Origin of the sequence: Sphingorhabdus sp. 109 (assembly GCF_902506555.1) — a bacterium.
In the GTDB taxonomy this organism is placed as follows: Bacteria; Pseudomonadota; Alphaproteobacteria; order Sphingomonadales; family Sphingomonadaceae; genus Parasphingorhabdus.
Genome location: NZ_LR732707.1, coordinates 881,706 through 901,447 on the forward strand (window position 1 = coordinate 881,706; position 19,742 = coordinate 901,447).

The window sequence follows — 19,742 nt, forward strand, 5'->3', positions numbered from 1 at the left end:
CGGCTAGCAATTGCTGGCGGCAAGTGGTCCTAGCCTGCGTTTTGCATCGGTTCTTTTACGGTGGGGGAGGCGCTGGCTCCGGTTTGCGCGGTCTCCGGCTCGTCCAGATCACCGGCCGGCAACAAATTGCGCTGGGCGAGAATCTTCCGCGTTTCGAGCGCCGTACAAGGGCGTCCATAATACCAGCCCTGACCCTGGGCACAGCCGATGCTGCGCAACGCATTCTCGGTATCCTTGTCCTCGATGCCTTCTGCGGTGATTGGCAGGCCGAGACTTTCGCCCAGGCCGTTGATCGCCATCACGATAGCCTTGCTTTCCGCATTGTGCATTAGGGACGAGACAAAGCTGCGGTCAATCTTGATCCGGTCAAACGGCAGGGCGCGCAGGTGGGCGAGTGAGCTATAGCCGGTCCCGAAATCGTCGAGGGCAATTTTGATGTCCTGATTTTTCAGACTGCCGACGATCGACTGGGCGAGGCTTAGATTCTCGAACAGTGCACTTTCTGTAATCTCGATTTCCAGACGGCTCGGCGGAAATCCGCTTTCGACAAGCAGTTTGACGATTTTCTGCGCCAGCCAAGGATCAAGCAGCTGGACCGGCGCGATATTGACGGAAATCTTCAGCGACGGGTCCCAATATTTTGCGTGGTCGAGCGCCTGCCGCATGATGCTGAGTGACAGATCGCCGATCATTCCGGTTTCTTCGGCGATCGGGATGAATACTTCCGGCGAAATCAGCCCCTGTGTCGGCGATTCCCAGCGGGCAAGAACTTCAAAGCCGGTCAATTTTCCGGTAGCGAGATCAATCTGCTGCTCGAAATAGGGAACGAACTCTCCATTGGGGATGCCCATTCGCATGCCGGTTTCCAGCAGGCTGCGCGTTTGCAGCTCCTGCTCCATGTTAATGTCAAACCAGCAATAGCGGTTTCGGCCCTGCTTCTTCGAATTGTACATGGCGATGTCGGCGCGGCGCATCAGCAGATCAACGCCCTCCGATTCTGAATCATAGCGGGCCATGCCGATCGACGTGGTCACGGCAAGCTGTATGCCATTTTCGACAATCGGTGCCGCGATTGTTTCGATCAGATCATCGGCAATCCGTTCAACCATTGTCGGCTGTTCGGGGTTGAATACAAAGGCGCAGGCAAATTCGTCACCGCCAAGCCGTGCCAGCAGATTATGGGGCGGCAATACACGCTGCAAACGATTGGCCACTTGCTTCAATACGGCGTCGCCGGCGCTATGGCCGTGTACATCGTTGATGGCTTTGAAATTGTCGAGATCGAGCATCATGAATGTTATGCTCTTTTTCTGCTTTTGCGCGAGACTGATCATTTCCGCTGTTCTTTCGCCGATGGTGCGACGGTTGAGCAGTCCGGTTAGCGGATCGGTAACAGCAAGAGAGCGAGCCAGCTGCTCCGCGGCGGCCCGTTCTTCGACCTCTTTGGTCAAGTCATTATATCGGCGCCAGCCGAACAGGATCAGGGCGATATTCAGCAGGAAAGCGGGGACCAGCACATTGTCGCCGGCCTTGGTCTGGCCAGTGATCGAACCGATAGCATCGGACAGCACAGTGCCGCCGGTGCCGGCGAACATCAAAATTGCCAGAATGACGATGACGCCGGTTACAACATCACGACCAATCGAAATCTTATAACCGTTCTTCATCAACCTGAGATGTTGGTCGGCTGCCGGTCGAGCCATAGTTGTTTTCCCGCTGTTGCCGGACGGCTTTTGCCAAACAGTTCTCAATTTCTGGTTAACAGCTGTTCATATCTTTGAAATTCCGGGCTTGCGATATCGCCCGAACTGCACTAATAGCCTGCCAACTCAGGCGATGCTTGTATCGCCAACCCAGTTTAGAGTTCGAAAAACTCACACGTCGATCAGCGAGGTTTCGCCCATCGGCGCTTTTTGCGTTGGCCGGGAAACCGGTCTCTTGAAGGAAGAAAGGCGGAGACATGTTTGATAAGTTGAGCGACCGCCTTGGTGGCGTTTTCGACAAGTTGCGCGGCCGTGGTGCCCTGCGGGAAGAAGATGTTCGCGGTGCCATGCGGGAAGTGCGGATTGCCTTGCTCGAGGCCGATGTCGCGTTGCCCGTCGTCAAGGATTTCGTTGAGAAGGTCACCGAGCAGGCGGTTGGCCAGTCGGTCCTCAAATCGGTCACGCCGGGCCAGCAAGTGGTCAAGATCGTCAATGACGGTATTGCCGAAATGCTGGGTTCCGAGGTCAGCGGTCTTGAGTTGTCGGTTGCTCCACCCGCCATCATCATGATGGTCGGCCTGCAGGGGTCCGGTAAGACGACCACGACCGCGAAAATCGCCAAACGGCTAAAGGACAAAGAGAATAAGAAGGTCATGATGGCCTCTCTCGATGTCAACCGTCCGGCTGCGCAGGAGCAGCTGGCAGTACTGGGCGAGCAGATCAATGCTGCCACCCTGCCGATTGTAGCCGGCCAGCAGCCGGTCGAAATTGCCAAGCGTGCGTTGCAAGCCGCCAAATTGCAGGGCTTTGATGTTCTGCTGCTGGATACTGCCGGCCGCTTGCATGTCGACCAGCAGCTGATGGACGAGATGAAGGCGGTGGCCGACATTGCCAAGCCGCAGGAAACGCTGCTGGTTGTCGATGCACTGACCGGCCAGGATGCCGTCAATGTAGCGCAGAATTTTTCCGATCAGGTCGATCTGAGCGGCGTGGTCCTGACCCGGATGGATGGTGATGCCCGCGGCGGTGCGGCGCTGTCTATGCGCGCCGTCACCGGCAAGCCGATCAAATTTGTCGGTGTCGGCGAGAAGATCGATTCTCTGGAAGAATTCCACCCGGAACGCGTTGCCGGCCGGATATTGGGCATGGGCGATGTTGTCAGCCTGGTCGAAAAAGCGGCACAGGTCGTCGACAAGGAAGAATCCGAAGCGCTTGCCGAGAAAATGCTCAAGGGGCAGTTCGATCTCAATGATCTGCGCTCGCAGCTTAACCAGATGACCAAGATGGGTGGTCTGGGTGCCATGGCTTCGATGATGCCGGGCATGAAAAAGGCGAAAGCGGCGATGGCCGGCGGCGGGATGGATGAAAAGGTTCTGGTTCGCATGGATGCCATCATCGGGTCGATGACCAAGGAAGAGCGGAGTCGTCCGGGCCTTCTCAACGCCAAGCGCAAGCGCCGGGTCGCGATCGGTTCCGGTACCACGGTGCAGGATGTCAACAAGCTGCTCAAGATGCATCAGGAAATGGCCAAGGCGATGAAGCGCATCAAGAAAATGGGCGGAATCAAGGGGCTGATGTCGATGTTTGGCAATGGTGGCGGAGCCGCCGGGGCGGGGATGGGTGGCCAGGATGGCGGCCTCGCTGGCATGCCCGGGCTGCCCGACATGACATCAGGCGGCCTTCCCCCTGATCTGGCGAATTTATTGAACAAGAAGAAATAGTCGTAACAGTTTGAATTTATGTATTTTTAGAAAGGTTTATTACAATGGCAGTAGCAATGAGAATGTCCCGTGGCGGTTCCAAGAAACGCCCTTATTATAAAATCGTGATCGCCGATGCCCGCGCCCCGCGCGACGGCAAGTTTATCGAACGCATCGGCAGCTACAATCCGCTGCTCGCGAAAGATGACGAAAAGCGTGTTGTTCTGGACACCGAACGGGCAAAGCACTGGCTCGAAAACGGCGCACAGCCCTCCGACCGCGTCGCCCGCTTCCTTGACGCCGCCGGTCTGATGAAGCGTGAAGCGCGCAACAACCCGAACAAGGGCAAGCCAGGCGAGAAGGCCACCGAGCGTCTGGAAGAAAAAGCGGAAAAAGCAGCTGCTGCTGAAGAAGCCGCCAAGGAAGCCGCTGCGGCTCCTGCTGAAGAAGCACCAGCCGAAGAAGCACCCGTTGAAGAAGCTGCAACCGAAGAAAAGTCCGAGGGTTAATCCTTGGACACGGTTGATCCGGACAAACCCGTCCCTCTTGCCGTCATCATTGGCGCGCACGGGGTGACCGGGGAAGTCCGGCTCAAGCTTTTCTGTGACAGCCTCGACAGTCTCAGGGCGCACAAGATATTTAACGGCGGCGCATTGACGCTGAAATCCGCGAAGCCCCACAAGATGGGAGCGATTGCGCGGATCGCCGAAATTACCGACCGCAACGGCGCCGAAGCCGCCCGAGGTACCGAGCTCAGCGTCCCGCGTTCGGCTTTGCCGGAGTTGGACGAAGACGAATTCTATCATATTGATATTATTGGCCTGCGCTGTGTCTCCGACGCCGGCGAGGAACTCGGAAAAATCTTCGCCATATATGAATTCGGCGCGGGCGATGTGATCGAGATAGAACGCGCCAGCGGCAAAAAGTTCATGGTCCCGGTGCACGCGATCGACATGCGCGATGATCCGGCCATCGTGCAGGCGGAGTTTGTCGAACCATGATGCTGATCCTGATCATTCTGGTGATAGCCGGTCTGTCTATCGCGATTATCGAAATTGCGAAGCGGGTGCAGCCGGATATTAACCTTGCCTGGTTGCCTTTTCTGGCAAGCTTGCCCGTACCCGGCCTGTCTGTGCTCTACTGGCTGTTCAATCTCTGGTGGCTGCAATCGGATAATTGCCTGGATATGCAAAACTGTGGTCGTGCGGCAATGATGAGCATGTCTGTCGGTGCCGCCGTCGGCTTTTTCGGCAGTTTCTTTATCGGCATGACTATCTCCATCCTGTGGATCAACTGGCGCAGGAAGAAGTGACCTTCAACGCGCAAATCCTGACTCTCTACCCGGAAATATTTCCCGGACCGCTCGGCACATCGCTGGCGGGCAGGGCGCTGTCAGAAGGGAAATGGGCGCTCGACGCCATCAACCCGCGTGATTTCGCTACCGACAAGCACCGCAGTGTCGACGATACGCCGGCCGGTGGCGGCGCCGGTATGGTGTTGCGGGTTGACGTCATGGCGGCGGCGGTGGACCATGCGATTGAACGGATGACGGAAAAGATCGGTTCGTCTCGAGCGCAGTCGAGAGGCGATCTGGGGAACGAAGGTGTCTCGACTTCGCTCGACACGAACGGGGAGGGCGCGCTCGGTTCCCACGGACAGCGGTTGTCCTCCAATTCCGTTCGCCCGGAGCCTGTCGCAGGGCTGTCGTCTTCCGCCGCCCCGACTTCGACAACCCCCGATCAGGTCCGGGGACGAGCAGCCACCCGTTTGCCAGCAGCCCCCATCCTCGCCATGACTCCACGCGGAAAGCCTCTCACACAGGCCCGCGTCCGCGAAATCGCGACCGGTCCCGGTGTCACCATCATCTGTGGCCGTTTCGAGGGATTTGACGAACGGCTGTTTCAGGGGCGGCCCATTGAAGAGGTCTCGATCGGCGACTATGTCCTGTCCGGCGGAGAAATGGGCGCTCTGGTGCTTTTAGACGCTTGCATTCGCCTGCTTCCCGGGGTAATGGGCGCGTCTTCTAGCGGAGATGACGAGAGTTTCGAGCACGGAATACTCGAATATCCGCAATATACCCGACCTCAAATATGGGAAGGGCGCATTATCCCTGAAGTCTTGCGATCGGGGGATCATGCGAAAATAGCTGCTTGGCGGAAACAAAGGGCAGAAGAAGATACACGGCTAAGGCGGCCGGATTTATGGGAGCGTCACAGGGACGCTCCGGATCAGTCGCCCTCTGGTGCGCAGGAAAAAGATAAAGATAAGGAATAGGTCATGAACCTGATTCAGACATTGGAAAAAGAAGCTGTAGAAGCATTTGCAGCATCGAAAGAAGTTCCCGAGTTCCGCGCTGGTGATACACTGCGGATCGGTGTGCGCGTCGTCGAAGGCGAGCGCGTTCGTACCCAGAATTTTGAAGGTGTGTGCATTGCACGGACCAATCGCGGCATGGGCTCCAATTTCACCGTACGCAAAATGTCGTTCGGCGAAGGCGTTGAGCGTGTTTTCCCGCTATATTCCCCGAACATCGAAAGCATCACCGTGGTTCGCCGCGGTATCGTGCGTCGTGCGAAACTTTACTATCTGCGCGGGCGGACAGGTAAACGGGCCCGTATTGCGGAGCGCCGTTTGAACCAGCCTTCGAAAGGCACTGAAGCAAAATAACCAACGCTTCATAAAAGTTTCAAACAGCCGGTTCTCCCCACAGGAAAACCGGCTGTTTTAATATCAGCTACAGGAAAAGTTTCATGGGTTACAAAATCGCAGTCGTTGGCGCCACCGGCAATGTCGGGCGTGAAATGCTCAATATATTGGTCGAGCGTGAATTTCCCTATGACGAGATTGCTGCCGTCGCTTCGTCCCGCTCGCAGGGCAGCGAGATCGAAATCGGTGATACCGGCAAAATGCTCAAGGTTCAGAATATCGAGCATTTCGACTTTTCCGGATGGGATATCGCCCTGTTTGCGGCCGGTTCCGGCCCGACCAAGGAATATGCACCCAAAGCCGCCGCTGCCGGTTGTGTGGTGATCGACAATAGCTCGCTCTATCGCATGGATCCGGATATCCCCCTGATCGTACCCGAAGTGAACCCCGAGGCGATCAGCGGCTATAGCAAGCGCAATATCATCGCCAATCCCAATTGCTCGACCGCCCAGATGGTTGTCGCGCTCAAACCGCTGCACGATGCGGCGACGATCAAGCGGGTGGTCGTCTCTACCTATCAGTCGGTGTCCGGTGCAGGCAAGGGCGGCATGGACGAGCTGTTCGAACAGTCGCGCGCGATCTTTGTCGGTGACCCGAAGGAAAACCATGTCTTCACCAAGCAGATAGCCTTCAACGTGATCCCGCATATTGACGTGTTTCTCGACGACGGATCGACCAAGGAAGAGTGGAAAATGGTCGTCGAGACCAAGAAAATCCTCGATTCGAAGATCAAGCTGTCCGCTACCTGCGTCCGCGTGCCGGTCTTTGTCGGCCACAGCGAGTCGATCAATATCGAGTTCGAAAAAGAACTGTCCGCGAAGGATGCCCAGAAAATCCTGCGCGACGCGCCTGGCATCATGCTGGTCGATAAGCGCGAGGACGAAGGCTATGTCACGCCGGTAGAATGCGTCGGCGATGGCGCCACCTTCATCAGCCGCGTCCGCGAAGATCCGACGGTCGAAAACGGCCTGAACATCTGGTGCGTCAGCGACAATCTGCGCAAGGGCGCGGCGCTGAACGCGGTGCAGATTGCCGAGCTACTCGGCCGCAAGCATCTGAAGAAAGGCTAGTGCGCCGCACTCGCCGCTTCGGTTGAATCAAGTTTTATCCGCTGGGGTTTCTTCATCAGGAACACCAGCGGAACGCATAAGGCGGTAACCACAGCCATCAGCCAGAAATCGCCAAGATAGGCGATCATCAGCGCCTGCCGGTTCACCTCTCCGTCGATCACCATCATCGCCTGTTCGCCATATTGACCGAGCCGGTTGATGCTGGTCGGGCTGACCGGCGACAGCTGCGCTTCGGTGACATGGCCCGCCAGATCGGCATGGCTGGTCTGCCAGTTGCGGCCCAGCAGCCCGACAAACACCGCTATTCCGACCGAAGCACCGATGGTTCGCGAAAGATTGAGCAGACTGGCTCCATCGGTGCGCAAGGCCGGCGAAAGCGTAGAAAAGCCCAATATATTCATGGTCACGAACAGCCCGCCCATGCCCAAACCCTGCACGATGCCACTGATGATCACGGGCCAGCGGTTCATGTCCAGGCTCCAGCCAGTCATCATCCAGGCCGAATAGGAAGCCAGCGCCATGCCCACCGCCACCACAAATCTGGCATCGATGCGGGTCGCCAGACGGCTGCCGATTGCCATTCCCATGAAAACGCCAATCCCGCGCGGCGCGAGGATGAGGCCGGCATCAACCGGCGTATAATGATAGATATTCTGCAGCATCGGTGGCAGCAAGGCCATGGTGGAGAACATTGAAACGCCGGCCACCATCATCAGCAGCATCGCCGTGACCAGATTGCGGTCACGAAACAGATCGCGCGACAAGAACGGATTTTTCGCGGAGACCATATGGATTGAGAACATCCACAATGCCGCTGCGGCAATGCCGAACTCGATGATGATCTCCCAGCTTTCGAACCAGTCCTCGCCATTGCCGCGATCGAGCATCAGCTGGAAAGAGGCCATGAATCCGGCGAACAGGGCGAAGCCGAGCAGGTCAAACTTGCGCCGGGTAACCGGTCGCGAGGGGAGTAGCGTCCATAGCATGATGAAGGCAATAATCCCCAGCGGGACATTGATCAGGAAAATCCATTCCCAGCTGTAATTTTCTGTCAGATAGCCGCCGATGACCGGTCCGGTAATCGGTGCGATCATCACCCCCATGCCCCATATTGCCATCGCCCTGGGATGGTTTTTCGGCGGGTTGATGTCGAGCATTACCGTTTGCGAAAGCGGCATTACAAACGCACCGGAAAGGCCCTGCATGACCCTGTAGAATACCAGCATTTCCAGGTTGCTGGCCGTCGCACAGAGAAAGGATGACAGGGTGAAGCCCGCTATCGACAGCAGGAACAGCTTGCGCGAGCCGATCCGGTCGGCGACCCAGCCGGTGATCGGGATGGCGACCGCCGAGGCCAATATATAGCTGGTCAATACCCAGGTCACCGTGTCGAGCGTAGCGCCAAGGCCTGATTGCATGTGCGGCAGCGCGACATTGGCGATCGTCGAATCCAGTATCTGCATGATATTGCCGAGCATGACGGCAATGGTAAGCAGGACCCGGTTATCGACCGGTAGCGCCGCTACGTCGGGATCCTGCGTGTTCACTCGTTACCGTTGCGCAGGTCGACGGTCACTTCCGCCGAAATACCGGCGATCAACTGTCGTGGAGGTTTGTCCAATATCCGGATTCGGACCGGCACACGCTGGGTGACCTTGACCCAGTTGGCATTGGCATTTTGCGCCGGCAGCACCGAGAATTCCGATCCCGTGCCCGCACCAATGCTCTCGACCTCGCCGTCAAGCTCCAGCTCCGGATAGGCGTCAAAGCTGATTATAGCCTTCTGTCCAACCTTCATCCGGGCGAGATCGGTTTCCTTGAAATTGGCTTCCACCCAGCTGTTCTTGTCATCGACGATGGAAAGCGCCGGCAGTCCGGACACCATCATCTGTCCGATCTGCAACCGGGTAGACTGGGCGACCCGTCCGGAAAACGGAGCCACCACCCGCGTGCGTGCGAGGTCGAGCAAGGCCTGGTCCCGGGCCGCTCTGGCCTCGGCAACGTCCGGATTTTCGCCAGGAGCGGCGGATCCGGTTGACAGACGCGACCTGGCCGCGACGACATCGGCCTGCGCGGATTTCAGTCTGGCGCGTGCGAGATCAACTTCATGCTGGGCGGCATCGAGCCGCGCCCGCGTGGTAAAGCCCTTGTCCATCAGCGCGGCCTGCCGCTGATAATTGGACTGGGCGAAGGCGATGTCCTGGCGCGCCACCTCGATATCCACGCCGCTCACCTGATAATCGGTGCGCAGATTTTGAACCTCGACTTGCGCGGCGGCAATGCGGGCATTGCTTTGCGCTACGGTCAGTTCAAAGGGCGCGGGGTCTATGGCAAACAGGAGGTCGCCGACCGCCACCTGCTGGTTTTCCTCGACGGCTACTTGCACGATTTTCCCCCCCACCTCGGGAGAAATGGAAACGATGTGCTGCTGCACATAGGCATTGTCGGTGGACGCATAGCGGTCACTGGCAATCCAGTAATAGATGCCTGCAGCAGCGAGTAAACACGGCACAGACAGCATCAACAGCCAGCGGATGACATTCCGTCCGGTCGACCGCTCCGCGGTGGGCGCTTCGGGTGAGCCTTCCGTCAACAGCGTCCTGTCGATATCGGGATTGGGATTGTCAGCCATGGGCAGGCCGATTCTCTAGCAAGTCACCTTCGTCGATTGATTGCAGATTGGTGCGGAACCGTTCGAGCAAACGATACAGCTTGTCCTGATCCTCGGGTGATATGTCGACAAGCGCCTCCTGCAGCAATTCTTCACCAATGGGTTGTAGCTGCTCGGTCAGCGCACTGCCCTTGCTGGTGAGATATAATTTCCACGCCCGCCGGTCGGTGGGGTCGGCACGGCGTTCGACCATGTCTGCTGCCTGTAGCCGGTCGACCATCCGGCACAGGGCCATGGCATCCAGTTCCAGCATGTCGGCGAGGGCGCTCTGGTTGATTCCTTCATGACGTTGCAGCCAGGTCAACACCCGCCATTGCGGGCGGGTGACGCCGATCGCCTTGGCCCGTTTGTCGAAGGTCCGGCGGATCAGCCGGGAAATGTCGCCAACCAGAAATCCCATATTATCGCTCATGGCCGCCGTTTAATAACATATGTTATAATATGCAATGATTAGCTTTGAAATTTATAGAAGCCGGTCAATGATTGTGCCATATGATTGCCATGACATTGCAAGCAGACGTTTATTGGTCCTTCCGTTCGCCCTACAGCTATCTGGCTACGCGGCGTTATGTCGCGCTGACGCAGGACTATGACCTGCAGATCAACCAGCGCTTCGTATACCCGCTGGCAATCCGCGAACCGGATTTCTTCGAGAAAAACCATCCCAATTGGCTCGGCTATACATTTCGCGATATATTCCGCGTGGCGCAGCATATGGGCATCCCGATGGCACCGCCAAAGCCCGATCCGATCGTGCAGGACATCGCCACGCGCAAGATTGCCGACGAACAGCCCTATATTTTCGAACTGACCCGGATGGGACAGGCAGCATCGCGGCGTGGCAAGGGACTGGATTTTGCCAATGAGGTGTCGCAGCTCATCTGGGGCGGCACCGCAGGCTGGCACGAGGGCGATCATCTGGAAAAAGCCGCCGAGCGCGCCGGACTGGACCTGACCGAATTGCGTGCCGAAGCCTCGACCCAGGCGGAAGGGCTTGACGCCGAAATAGCCGAAAACCAGAAGGCACTGGAATCCGCAGGCCACTGGGGCGTACCGACGCTGGTATTCGAAGACGAGCCCTTTTTCGGTCAGGATCGGATCGAACTTGCGGTCTGGCGGATGAAACAAAAAGGCCTTGCCGAGCGATGAGTGCGCGTCGGTCCGGCAATCCGGTCGTTCATCGCGAGAATTGGGAAAGTAAAAAATGACTGCGAAGAAATGGGACTTTACGTCTTTTGACGGGGTGAAGCTCAAAATCCACGAGATGGGCGAGGGGCGTCCGCTGCTTTTGCTGCACGGCCTCTTCTCCAGTGCCGATACCAACTGGATCAAATTCGGTCATGCACGGGCGCTGGCCGATGCGGGCTTCCGGGTGATCATGCCCGACCTCCGTGCGCATGGCGAAAGCGAAGCGCCGCATGATCCTGCGGCCTATCCCGATGATGTGCTGGTCCGGGATGCGCTGGCGCTGATCGCGCAACTGCAGTTGACCGATTTTGATCTCGGCGGCTTCTCGCTGGGTGCCCGGACGACGGCCCGGCTGCTGGTTACCGGAGCAAATCCGGGCAGGGCGATCCTTGCCGGCATGGGGCTTCAGGGCCTTGCGGGATGGGAACAGCGTCAGGCATTTTTTCAGGAGGCAATCCGGCTCAAAGATAGCGCCAAACGCGGCGATCCGCACTGGATGGCCATTCAGTTCATGAAGAGCCAGAAAATCGATCCGGAGGCAGCAAGTTTGTTGCTCGCGACTTTTTCCGATATGGATCCTGCCGAGGCAGCCAGCATAGAAACCGAAACGCTGGTGCTGTGCGGCAGCGAGGATCGCGACAACGGCGATCCGGAAGAATTGGCGGCAATTTTGCTCAATGGCCACCATGTTGAGATACCCGGTACCCATATGAGCAGCGTGACAAAGGCGGAAATGAGCCAGGAGATGGTGCGCTTTCTGGTTGGATAGGAGGGATGATGCCGAAACTGTATAGCTGGCGCAATTTCTGGATATTCTGGGGCGGTGGGCTGGCGCTCTTCATCTGTCTGATTCTCTCGGGCGGAGTGCTGGAGACCATCGTCGCTCCCGACGGTATCCTCGACCATCAGAGCGCAGCAACAGCCGACAGGGTCAACGCTATCCAGCAAAGCTGGGCCGACGCTGGCGTGCTGGACATCGCCCGCTGGGGCATGATCGCAGACCTTGTATTCATTACCCTCTATATGTCCGGCGGCATTATCGGCGGGCGGTTGATCTGGCAGCGCGCCGTATCGCCGACGCTCAAGAAAATCGGATTGCTGTGCGTGCTCAGCTATTTTATCTTCGGCGTGACCGACTATGTCGAGACCGTGTGCCAGCTGGTGCAACTGGTCAATGAACAGGGCAGCGATATTCTGGCCGGAACCGCGGCCCTGGCGAGACCTGCCAAAATCATATGCTGGATTGTCGGTACGGTCGCAATGATCGGTGCGCTCGTCTGGCGATGGCGCGAAACGCGGGCTTGACCGGCGCACGATAAAGTTTCAATTCCAACCAGAGTCAAAACAGTTGAGGATCCACATATGAAAACCGCCGCTTCGATCGTCGCAATCGCCACCATGGCGCTGGCAACACCGGCTCTGGCCAAGCATCATGAAAAAGATGCGATGGAGGAAACGGCTGCACCGACAGCCGCCGATGCCGAGCAATTTATCGCCGAGACCGAACAGCAACTGTTCGATTTCTCGGTCGATGCTGCGCGGATTTACTGGATTAACGCGAATTTCATCACAGATGATACCGATGCTCTTGCGGCCAAAGTCGGCGCTGAGGGGACGACCATGTCGGTGGAGGCGGCGATCGAGGCCGCCAGGTTCAACGATGTCGCCGGTTTCGATGCCGTCACCCGCCGCAAGCTGGACAAGTTGCGCGGCGGCATTGTGCTTCCCGCTCCGACCACGGATGGCGCCGCTACCGAACTGAACGAAATTGCCACCAAATTGAACTCGGCCTATGGCAAGGGCAAGGGCACGTTGAATGGCGAAGAAATCAACGGATCCGATATTGAAGCGGCCATGGGCACCAACCGCAATCCGGAAGAATTGTCTGAAATGTGGGAAAGCTGGCACAGTAACGTCGGCGCGCCGATGAAGGACGATTATGCCCGCATGGTCGAAATCGCCAATCAAGGGGCGCAGGAGCTCGGTTTCGCCGATGTCGGCGCAATGTGGCGGTCCGGCTATGACATGCCGGCCGACGACTTCGCCAAGCTGACCGACAAGCTGTGGGCGCAGGTCAAACCGCTATACGACCAGCTGCATTGCTACACGCGCGACAAGCTCAATGAAAAATATGGCGACGAGGTGCAGCCTGCTACCGGACCGATCCGCGCCGATCTGCTCGGCAATATGTGGGCGCAGGAATGGGGCAATATTTATGATATCGTCGCACCGGAAGGAGCCGGCGATATTGGTTATGACACAACCGAATTGCTGGTCGCCAATGACTATGACGCGATGAAGATGGTCAAGGCTGGCGAAGGTTTCTTCTCCTCGCTCGGTTTTGAACCACTGCCGGAAACATTCTACGAACGTTCCCTGTTTACGAAGCCAGCCGACCGCGAAGTGGTCTGCCACGCCAGCGCCTGGGATATCGACAACAAGGACGATATCCGGATCAAGATGTGCATCAAGGTGAATGGCGACGATTTCGTCACCATCCACCACGAACTCGGCCATAATTATTACCAGCGCGCTTATAACGAGCAAAGCTATCTGCACCTCGACGGCGCCAATGATGGTTTCCACGAAGCCATTGGCGATATGGTCGCGCTGTCGATCACGCCGGAATATCTGGTGCAGGTCGGCCTGCTTGACGCCGAAAAGGTCCCGAGTGCAGACAAGGACATCGGTCTGTTGCTGCGCCAGGCGATGGACAAGGTTGCCTTCCTGCCATTCGGCCTGCTGGTCGACAAATGGCGCTGGCAGGTTTTCTCGGGCGAGATCCAGCCGGACAATTACACCCAAGCCTGGCATGATCTGAAACTTGACTATCAGGGCATCACGCCGCCGGTTGATCGTCCCGCCGATGCGTTCGATCCCGGTGCCAAATATCATATCCCCGGCAACACGCCTTATTCGCGCTATTTCCTTGCCCGGATCCTGCAGTTCCAGTTCTACAAGGCTGCCTGTGACGAAGCCGGATGGACCGGCCCGCTGCACCGCTGTTCCTTCTATGGCAACGAACAGGTCGGCGCGAAGCTGAATGCGATGCTGGAAATGGGGGCGTCCAAGCCTTGGCCCGACGCTTTGGAAGCTTTTACCGGAACGCGGGAAATGGATGGATCGGCGATGATCAGCTATTTCGCGCCGCTGATGGACTGGCTGAAGGAAGAAAATAAAAACAAAAGCTGCGGATGGTAGACAATAAAAGGCCGGCGAAAACATCTGTTTCCGCCGGCCGCCTTTCGGATTTTTGAACCTTAGAGCTGATCGAGCATATATTCGGCGGCGCTAACTTTGAAATCGCCCGGTGCTTCGACGTTCAGTTCCTCGACCACGCCGTCATTGACGATCATCGAGAAACGCTGGCCGCGCTGGCCAAGACCGAAGCCGGAACCGTCCATGGTCAGGCCAACCGCCTCGGCAAAATCGCCATTGCCGTCTGCCAGCATGGTGACGTCTTCCGAACCGGCGGCTTCATTCCATGCGCCCATGACGAAGGCGTCATTGACGGCGGTGCAGGCAATCTCGTCAACGCCTTTGGCTTTCAGATCGGCCGCCTTCTCGACATAGCCGGGAAGATGTTTGGCGGAACAGGTTGGCGTGAAAGCGCCGGGGACGGAAAATAGCGCCACTTTCTTGCCTGCGAAATATTCACTGGAATTGATCTGCTGCGGGCCTTCGGCGGTCGCCTTGACCAATTTCACGTCGGGAATCTTGTCGCCTTTGTTAATCATATGTTGCTCCTGGTTTTGATCGGGCTGGGAATGCATGCCTCCATTGGTGATAGTGGTGACAGAGGCAGGAAAATGCAAGCTGGCAAAACAACAGGAAACGAGAGCTGTGACTTTTGCCATGGGAAGTTCATAATTGCGACGCTATGCTGACCAGTATGAATGATCCTCTGTTTTTCTCCGGCCAGTTCCTCCTGGCGACACCCGGAATGGCCGATCCCCGCTTCTCGCGATCGGTCGTGGCAATCTGTTCGCACGATGAAAATGGCGCGCTGGGGATCAATATCGGCGAGACGGTGGAGGGTATCCGGTTTCACGATATCCTCCGGCAGTTTGATATCGACACGACCGAAGCGCCCGATTGCGATGTTTATCTGGGTGGACCAATGGAAACCCAGCGCGGTTTCATCCTGCACAGCCTGGATATCAATATGTCGGACACGCTGCAGGTCGGCGACAGCTGGGGACTGAGCAGCTCTGTCGACATGCTGAAAGCGATTTCGCAGGGGCGCGGTCCGCAACAGTGGAGCATCGCGCTCGGTTATTCCGGCTGGGGAGAGGGGCAGCTGGAAAGCGAACTGACCCAGAATGGCTGGACGATCGCCAAGGGATCGCCCGACTGGCTGTACGAACATAGGTCCGGCGACAAATGGCTGATGGCATGGGACGCTTTGGGCATCGATCCGACCAAACTGTCGACCGGATTTGGCAGTGCCTGACGCATTGTTTGTTACGGTCTGTGCAGCGTCAGACTCACAATATATCAAATATAAAGACATCTTTATATTTGCTTCCGAGGCGGCGAGCCTCTATTGAACGGCCATGTTGTCGCACCGGAACGCCTGTGCGGCATTTCGTTTTTCAAGGAGACATGACGTGGCCACCGCAACCCAGGATTATATCATCAAGGATATTTCCCTCGCCGATTTCGGCCGGAAAGAGATTGAAATAGCCGAAACCGAAATGCCGGGCCTGATGGCGCTGCGCGAAGAATTCGGAGCGGAAAAGCCCCTGAAGGGCGCCCGCATCACCGGTTCGCTGCACATGACCATCCAGACCGCCGTGCTGATCGAAACCTTGCTGGAACTGGGCGCGGAAGTGCGCTGGGCATCCTGCAACATCTTCTCGACCCAGGATCATGCCGCCGCTGCGATCGCAGCCGGTGGCACGCCGGTTTTCGCTATCAAGGGCGAAACGCTGGAAGAATATTGGGCCTATGTCGAGCGCATCTTCGACTGGGGCACCGACCAGACCTGCAACCTGATCCTTGATGATGGCGGCGATGCTACCATGTTCGCGCTTTGGGGCGCGCGGGTGGAAGCCGGAGAAGAATTGTTCAAGCCGGAAAATGAAGAAGAGGAAGTCTTTGTTGCTACTCTGACCCGCTTTCTTGCTGAACGTCCAGGCTATCTGACCCGCACGGTTGAAGCGATCAAAGGCGTTTCGGAAGAAACCACCACCGGTGTTCACCGTCTCTATGAACTCGCCAAGATCGGCAAGCTGCCTTTCCCGGCAATCAACGTCAACGACAGCGTCACCAAGTCCAAGTTCGACAATCTCTATGGTTGCAAAGAGTCGCTGGTCGACGCAATCCGCCGCGCCACCGACGTCATGCTGGCCGGCAAGGTCGCTGTTGTCGCCGGTTTCGGTGATGTCGGCAAAGGCTCTGCCCAGTCGCTGCGCAACGGCGGCGCTCGCGTCCTCGTGACCGAAATCGATCCGATCTGCGCGCTGCAGGCGGCCATGGAAGGCTTTGAAGTCGTCACCATGGAGGAAGGCACCAAACGGGGCGATATTTTTGTTACCACGACCGGCAACAAGGATGTCATCACTGTCGATCACATGCGCGCCATGAAGGATCGTGCGATTGTCTGTAATATCGGCCATTTCGACAGCGAGATCCAGATTGGTGCGCTGAAGAACATGAAGTGGACCGAAATCAAGCCGCAGGTCGACGAGGTCGAATTTGCGGACGGCAAGAAGCTGATCGTTCTCGCTCAGGGCCGTCTGGTGAACCTGGGCTGCGCGACTGGCCACCCGAGCTTCGTGATGTCAGCCAGTTTCACCAACCAGGTGCTGGCTCAGATCGAATTGTGGCTGCGTCCGGAACAATATGAAAATGACGTCTATGTTCTGCCCAAGCATCTCGACGAGAAGGTCGCCGAACTGCATCTCGCGAAACTGGGCGTGAAACTGGACAAGCTGAGCCAGGAACAGGCTGACTATATCGGTGTTCCGGTCGAAGGCCCGTTCAAGCCGGACCATTATCGCTACTAGGCGACAGGATATTCCGAACAAAAAAGCCGGGCCATGCGCAATGCATGGCCCGGCTTTTTAATGTCTGGACATATTCTTAGCGGGAAGTGAACTGGGTCCGGCGCCGGTCCGGATTGCCGGGAAACTGCGGCCATTGATTTTGCGAAAGCGCGCGGGCGCTGACCGATTGGAGACCGGCCTGTTTCTCGTACATCCAGTAGTTGCGCAATATGATCGAGACATAGCCACGAGTCTCGACATAGGGAATGCTTTCCATGAACAGCAGCGGATCGTCATTATCACGAACTTCGCTGTTCCAGCGCTGCACCGCGCCCGGCCCGGCATTATAGGCCGCGGCAATTTTGGGCAACTTGCCGCCGGTGATCGATGATTTGCCAAGATATTCGAGATAGGACTGGCCATATTCGAGATTGGTCGAGGGCCGGTAGAGATCGGATTCGCTGAAATTGAGGCCATTGGCCCGGGCGATATCGCCGGCGGTTCCGGGACGGACCTGCATCAGGCCGATGGCGTTCGCTGGGCTGACCACTTTGCTGCGGAATGCGGATTCCTGCAATGTATGGGCATAGACCAATGCCGGATCGACGCGCCAGCCACCGTCCGGTTTCCATTTCGGCGCCGGGAAGCGGGCCTGGACATCGGGTTTCACCCCGCGCGGCGCATTATGGGCGAGCCAGAGCTGGGTCCGTGGCAAATCAAGTTCGCGGGCCAGTTTGATCAGGGCAGGGTGGTCGCCGCTGTCGCCGATCGTCGCCTGATGCCGCAGCACCTCATCGGCCAGCTGTTCCTCACCAATTTCCACCAGAGCGATGGCAGCGCGGACATTTTCGTGCCGTTCCAGCGCGCGCCAGTCCGCTTTCTCGAACGACTCGCTTTGGCCGGACCGGTCCGGTTCCATGCCGAGTGTCTGCGCCGCAAGCATACCGTAAAAGCTGTCATCGAAACGCGCCGCGGCCTGCAGCTTGCCCTGCACCCGCTCAGGCAGGCCGCATTTCAGATCGGATCGGGCGCTCCAGTAGAGACCGGCAGCCTGCAGGTCGACATTGGCGGCAGACCGGGAGACCTGTTCAAATGCGTTGCCGGCTGTGCGGCAGTCGTTCAGCCGCCATGATGCCAGCCCGGCCACCCAGTTGGCGTGGCCGACCCATTCACCCGAGCCATTTTGCGCCTGCCGGGCGAGCCGCAATGCGGAGCTGTCGTCATTTTCGATATAATAGGACCAGGCAACCCGCTGCTCCAGTTCCGTGCGTGCTTCGGAGGACATCTGGCTGGCATTGGCGTTCAGCAGTGCTTCCGCGCCCTGTGGATTGTCGTTCTTGATAAAGTCTATAATCTGGCCGCGCACGCTATTGGCTGCGCTGTCGGAGCTGATATCTTTCGGTTTCGACCGGATCGGAGAACCGGGAATCCATGACAGGTTGCGGCGCTGGGGCAGGTCGGGCAACAGTTGTGCGCCGCGTTTCTGGGCCAGGCGGCCCAACTGCGCGGCTTGCGGTATTTGCGGCGCTTCATTGACCAGAGTCAGCAACGGCCCAAGTTCTGCCCGGGGACTATTGGCAGCCAGGAAATATTCGGCTTGCGCGATCGGTTTCAGCGGGCCGGTCGGCGCCGTGTCGAGCAGGTTTTTCGCCACGTCCCAGTGATTGCTGCTCATCGCCGAAAACAGGGCGCGATAATGGTCCGATTGTTTCTGCTTGAGCTGTGAGGGAACATATTTCGCAACCGAAGCGCTGTTGTAGAGAACAGCACCATCGTCTGCGAGCGCGGGTGCAGCGGTGAGGGTGAGGAGCGATACGGTCAGTGCAAATTTCAGTTTCACGAGGCAGAAATCCTTGTCAGCATTTGCAAATCCTTCCACGCTTCGGCCTTGAACAATGGCCGTTCGATCAGGATCCGCGGGTGAAATGTCACGATCGCTTCTGTTTGTGAGGAACTATGGTTAATAAATTGCTTATTCTTGCGCGCGGTCAGCAGGTCCTGCCCGAATATGATCTTGGCCGCCAAGTCGCCGAAGCAGATGATACGGTGCGGACGGACCAGCCCGATATGGTGCAAAAGCCGGTTTTTCAGCACTGGCCAATGCTGTTCGTCTATCCGGCCATCATAGGAGAGGGAAAGAGCGATATTTGCTAGATAGGATTGGCCCGAATCACATCCGATGGCCGTCAGCATTTTTTCCAGCAGTTTTCGGTTGTCCGGGTTGAAGAGATGGACGTCGCCATTGCGGTTTTTTTCCGGCAGCGCCGAAATCACCATGATTTCCGGTTCCAGGTCCCCTTGCGGCATTACCCTTTGCTTCGACCAGCCCGACTCAACCAGCTTCCTGTCATTGGCCAGCCAATCAAGAAATTCGGGATAGGTGGCCGGCAATGGCTCGGCCTGTACCGGAGTTCTGGCCTCTTCCGGCACGCGTTCCGTAACGGTTGCTGTTTGCGGCAGATCCTGCACCGGAGCGATGGTTGCGGGGGCCAGCAGCGCCGCCGGCCGGTCGGCATAATCCAGATCGACGCCAGCCAGCGACCACCAGTCTTGCAGGCTGGCGATCATCGACTCGGGTGAAGGATTAGGCGTTGGTGCGGAGATTAAATTCATTTATGCATAGAGTCATGAGTTGACGAATAGGTCAATTGGCGGGAAAGCAGGTTTCTGCCCAGCGGGTTTCGGTTTACGACAGACCGATTATAGAAGAGAAT

General features: G+C 57.4%; 20 protein-coding genes. 13 read left to right on the forward strand and 7 right to left on the reverse strand.

Annotated features, from left to right (window positions below):
- Positions 1–29: 29 nt before the first annotated feature.
- Positions 30–1,703: a putative bifunctional diguanylate cyclase/phosphodiesterase gene (locus BOSE62_RS04345; protein WP_236553823.1), complete on the reverse strand. Its 1,674-nt coding sequence runs from the start codon at positions 1,701–1,703 to the stop codon at positions 30–32.
- A gap of 257 nt (positions 1,704–1,960) precedes the next feature.
- Here BOSE62_RS04345 and ffh point away from each other — a divergent pair, with 257 nt between their 5' ends.
- The 7 genes from ffh to BOSE62_RS04380 all read left to right on the forward strand — a co-directional run bounded on the left by ffh (position 1,961) and on the right by BOSE62_RS04380 (position 7,179).
- Positions 1,961–3,424 (forward strand): signal recognition particle protein, encoded by a 1,464-nt coding sequence (gene ffh / locus BOSE62_RS04350; RefSeq protein ID WP_159642389.1) that lies wholly within the window; start codon positions 1,961–1,963, stop codon positions 3,422–3,424.
- Between the two features lie 44 nt (positions 3,425–3,468).
- Entirely contained in the window at positions 3,469–3,912 is a 444-nt protein-coding gene (gene rpsP, locus BOSE62_RS04355) for a 30S ribosomal protein S16 (protein ID WP_159642391.1), read from the forward strand.
- Between the two features lie 3 nt (positions 3,913–3,915).
- Positions 3,916–4,404, forward strand: a complete 489-nt coding sequence (gene rimM, locus BOSE62_RS04360; protein WP_159642393.1) for a ribosome maturation factor RimM — start codon at positions 3,916–3,918, stop codon at positions 4,402–4,404.
- Complete coding sequence (locus BOSE62_RS04365) at positions 4,401–4,715, forward strand: hypothetical protein (RefSeq protein ID WP_159642395.1); 315 nt, start codon at positions 4,401–4,403, stop codon at positions 4,713–4,715. The genes rimM and BOSE62_RS04365 overlap by 4 nt, the downstream gene beginning before the upstream one ends.
- A complete protein-coding gene (gene trmD, locus BOSE62_RS04370; RefSeq protein WP_236554141.1) occupies positions 4,712–5,677 on the forward strand; it encodes a tRNA (guanosine(37)-N1)-methyltransferase TrmD in 966 nt (321 codons plus the stop codon). Before BOSE62_RS04365 ends, trmD begins: the two co-directional genes overlap by 4 nt.
- 3 nt (positions 5,678–5,680) lie before the next feature.
- Positions 5,681–6,070, forward strand: a complete 390-nt coding sequence (gene rplS / locus BOSE62_RS04375; RefSeq protein ID WP_089132446.1) for a 50S ribosomal protein L19 — start codon at positions 5,681–5,683, stop codon at positions 6,068–6,070.
- An 83-nt stretch (positions 6,071–6,153) separates the two neighbouring features.
- Positions 6,154–7,179, forward strand: coding sequence for an aspartate-semialdehyde dehydrogenase (locus BOSE62_RS04380; RefSeq protein WP_159642399.1), 1,026 nt, complete (start codon positions 6,154–6,156; stop codon positions 7,177–7,179).
- Here BOSE62_RS04380 and BOSE62_RS04385 read toward each other — a convergent pair.
- From BOSE62_RS04385 to BOSE62_RS04395, 3 genes are read right to left on the reverse strand one after another with little or no spacing between them, the layout of a single operon-like run.
- Positions 7,176–8,726 (reverse strand): DHA2 family efflux MFS transporter permease subunit, encoded by a 1,551-nt coding sequence (locus BOSE62_RS04385; RefSeq protein ID WP_236553825.1) that lies wholly within the window; start codon positions 8,724–8,726, stop codon positions 7,176–7,178. The two genes, BOSE62_RS04380 and BOSE62_RS04385, sit on opposite strands and share 4 nt — an antisense overlap.
- Entirely contained in the window at positions 8,723–9,811 is a 1,089-nt protein-coding gene (locus BOSE62_RS04390; protein ID WP_159642401.1) for an HlyD family secretion protein, read from the reverse strand. The genes BOSE62_RS04385 and BOSE62_RS04390 overlap by 4 nt, the downstream gene beginning before the upstream one ends.
- Positions 9,804–10,262 (reverse strand): MarR family winged helix-turn-helix transcriptional regulator, encoded by a 459-nt coding sequence (locus BOSE62_RS04395; protein WP_159642403.1) that lies wholly within the window; start codon positions 10,260–10,262, stop codon positions 9,804–9,806. The genes BOSE62_RS04390 and BOSE62_RS04395 overlap by 8 nt, the downstream gene beginning before the upstream one ends.
- Positions 10,263–10,351: 89 nt before the next feature.
- Between BOSE62_RS04395 and BOSE62_RS04400 the strand changes: the two genes are divergently transcribed.
- The 4 genes from BOSE62_RS04400 to BOSE62_RS04415 are packed head-to-tail and all read left to right on the forward strand — an operon-like array spanning position 10,352 to position 14,239.
- Positions 10,352–10,999, forward strand: a complete 648-nt coding sequence (locus BOSE62_RS04400; protein ID WP_159642405.1) for a 2-hydroxychromene-2-carboxylate isomerase — start codon at positions 10,352–10,354, stop codon at positions 10,997–10,999.
- A 55-nt stretch (positions 11,000–11,054) separates the two neighbouring features.
- On the forward strand, positions 11,055–11,807 hold the full coding sequence (locus BOSE62_RS04405) for an alpha/beta fold hydrolase (RefSeq protein WP_159642407.1): 753 nt from the start codon (positions 11,055–11,057) through the stop codon (positions 11,805–11,807).
- Positions 11,808–11,812: 5 nt separating this feature from the next.
- Positions 11,813–12,343 (forward strand): hypothetical protein, encoded by a 531-nt coding sequence (locus BOSE62_RS04410; RefSeq protein WP_159642409.1) that lies wholly within the window; start codon positions 11,813–11,815, stop codon positions 12,341–12,343.
- 57 nt (positions 12,344–12,400) lie between these two features.
- On the forward strand, positions 12,401–14,239 hold the full coding sequence (locus BOSE62_RS04415; protein ID WP_159642411.1) for a M2 family metallopeptidase: 1,839 nt from the start codon (positions 12,401–12,403) through the stop codon (positions 14,237–14,239).
- Positions 14,240–14,298: 59 nt separating this feature from the next.
- Here BOSE62_RS04415 and BOSE62_RS04420 read toward each other — a convergent pair whose 3' ends face one another.
- Positions 14,299–14,775 (reverse strand): peroxiredoxin, encoded by a 477-nt coding sequence (locus BOSE62_RS04420; RefSeq protein ID WP_159642413.1) that lies wholly within the window; start codon positions 14,773–14,775, stop codon positions 14,299–14,301.
- Between the two features lie 143 nt (positions 14,776–14,918).
- Between BOSE62_RS04420 and BOSE62_RS04425 the strand changes: the two genes are divergently transcribed.
- Both BOSE62_RS04425 and ahcY read left to right on the forward strand, forming a co-directional pair.
- Positions 14,919–15,491, forward strand: coding sequence for a YqgE/AlgH family protein (locus BOSE62_RS04425; RefSeq protein WP_236553827.1), 573 nt, complete (start codon positions 14,919–14,921; stop codon positions 15,489–15,491).
- Positions 15,492–15,594: 103 nt separating this feature from the next.
- Complete coding sequence (ahcY, locus tag BOSE62_RS04430) at positions 15,595–17,049, forward strand: adenosylhomocysteinase (RefSeq protein WP_159642417.1); 1,455 nt, start codon at positions 15,595–15,597, stop codon at positions 17,047–17,049.
- A gap of 76 nt (positions 17,050–17,125) precedes the next feature.
- Here the strand turns inward: ahcY and BOSE62_RS04435 are convergent, their stop codons facing one another.
- A complete protein-coding gene (locus tag BOSE62_RS04435; RefSeq protein ID WP_159642419.1) occupies positions 17,126–18,868 on the reverse strand; it encodes a lytic transglycosylase domain-containing protein in 1,743 nt (580 codons plus the stop codon).
- Positions 18,865–19,641, reverse strand: a complete 777-nt coding sequence (locus tag BOSE62_RS04440; protein WP_159642421.1) for a uracil-DNA glycosylase family protein — start codon at positions 19,639–19,641, stop codon at positions 18,865–18,867. Before BOSE62_RS04440 ends, BOSE62_RS04435 begins: the two co-directional genes overlap by 4 nt.
- Between the last annotated feature and the right edge of the window lie 101 nt (positions 19,642–19,742).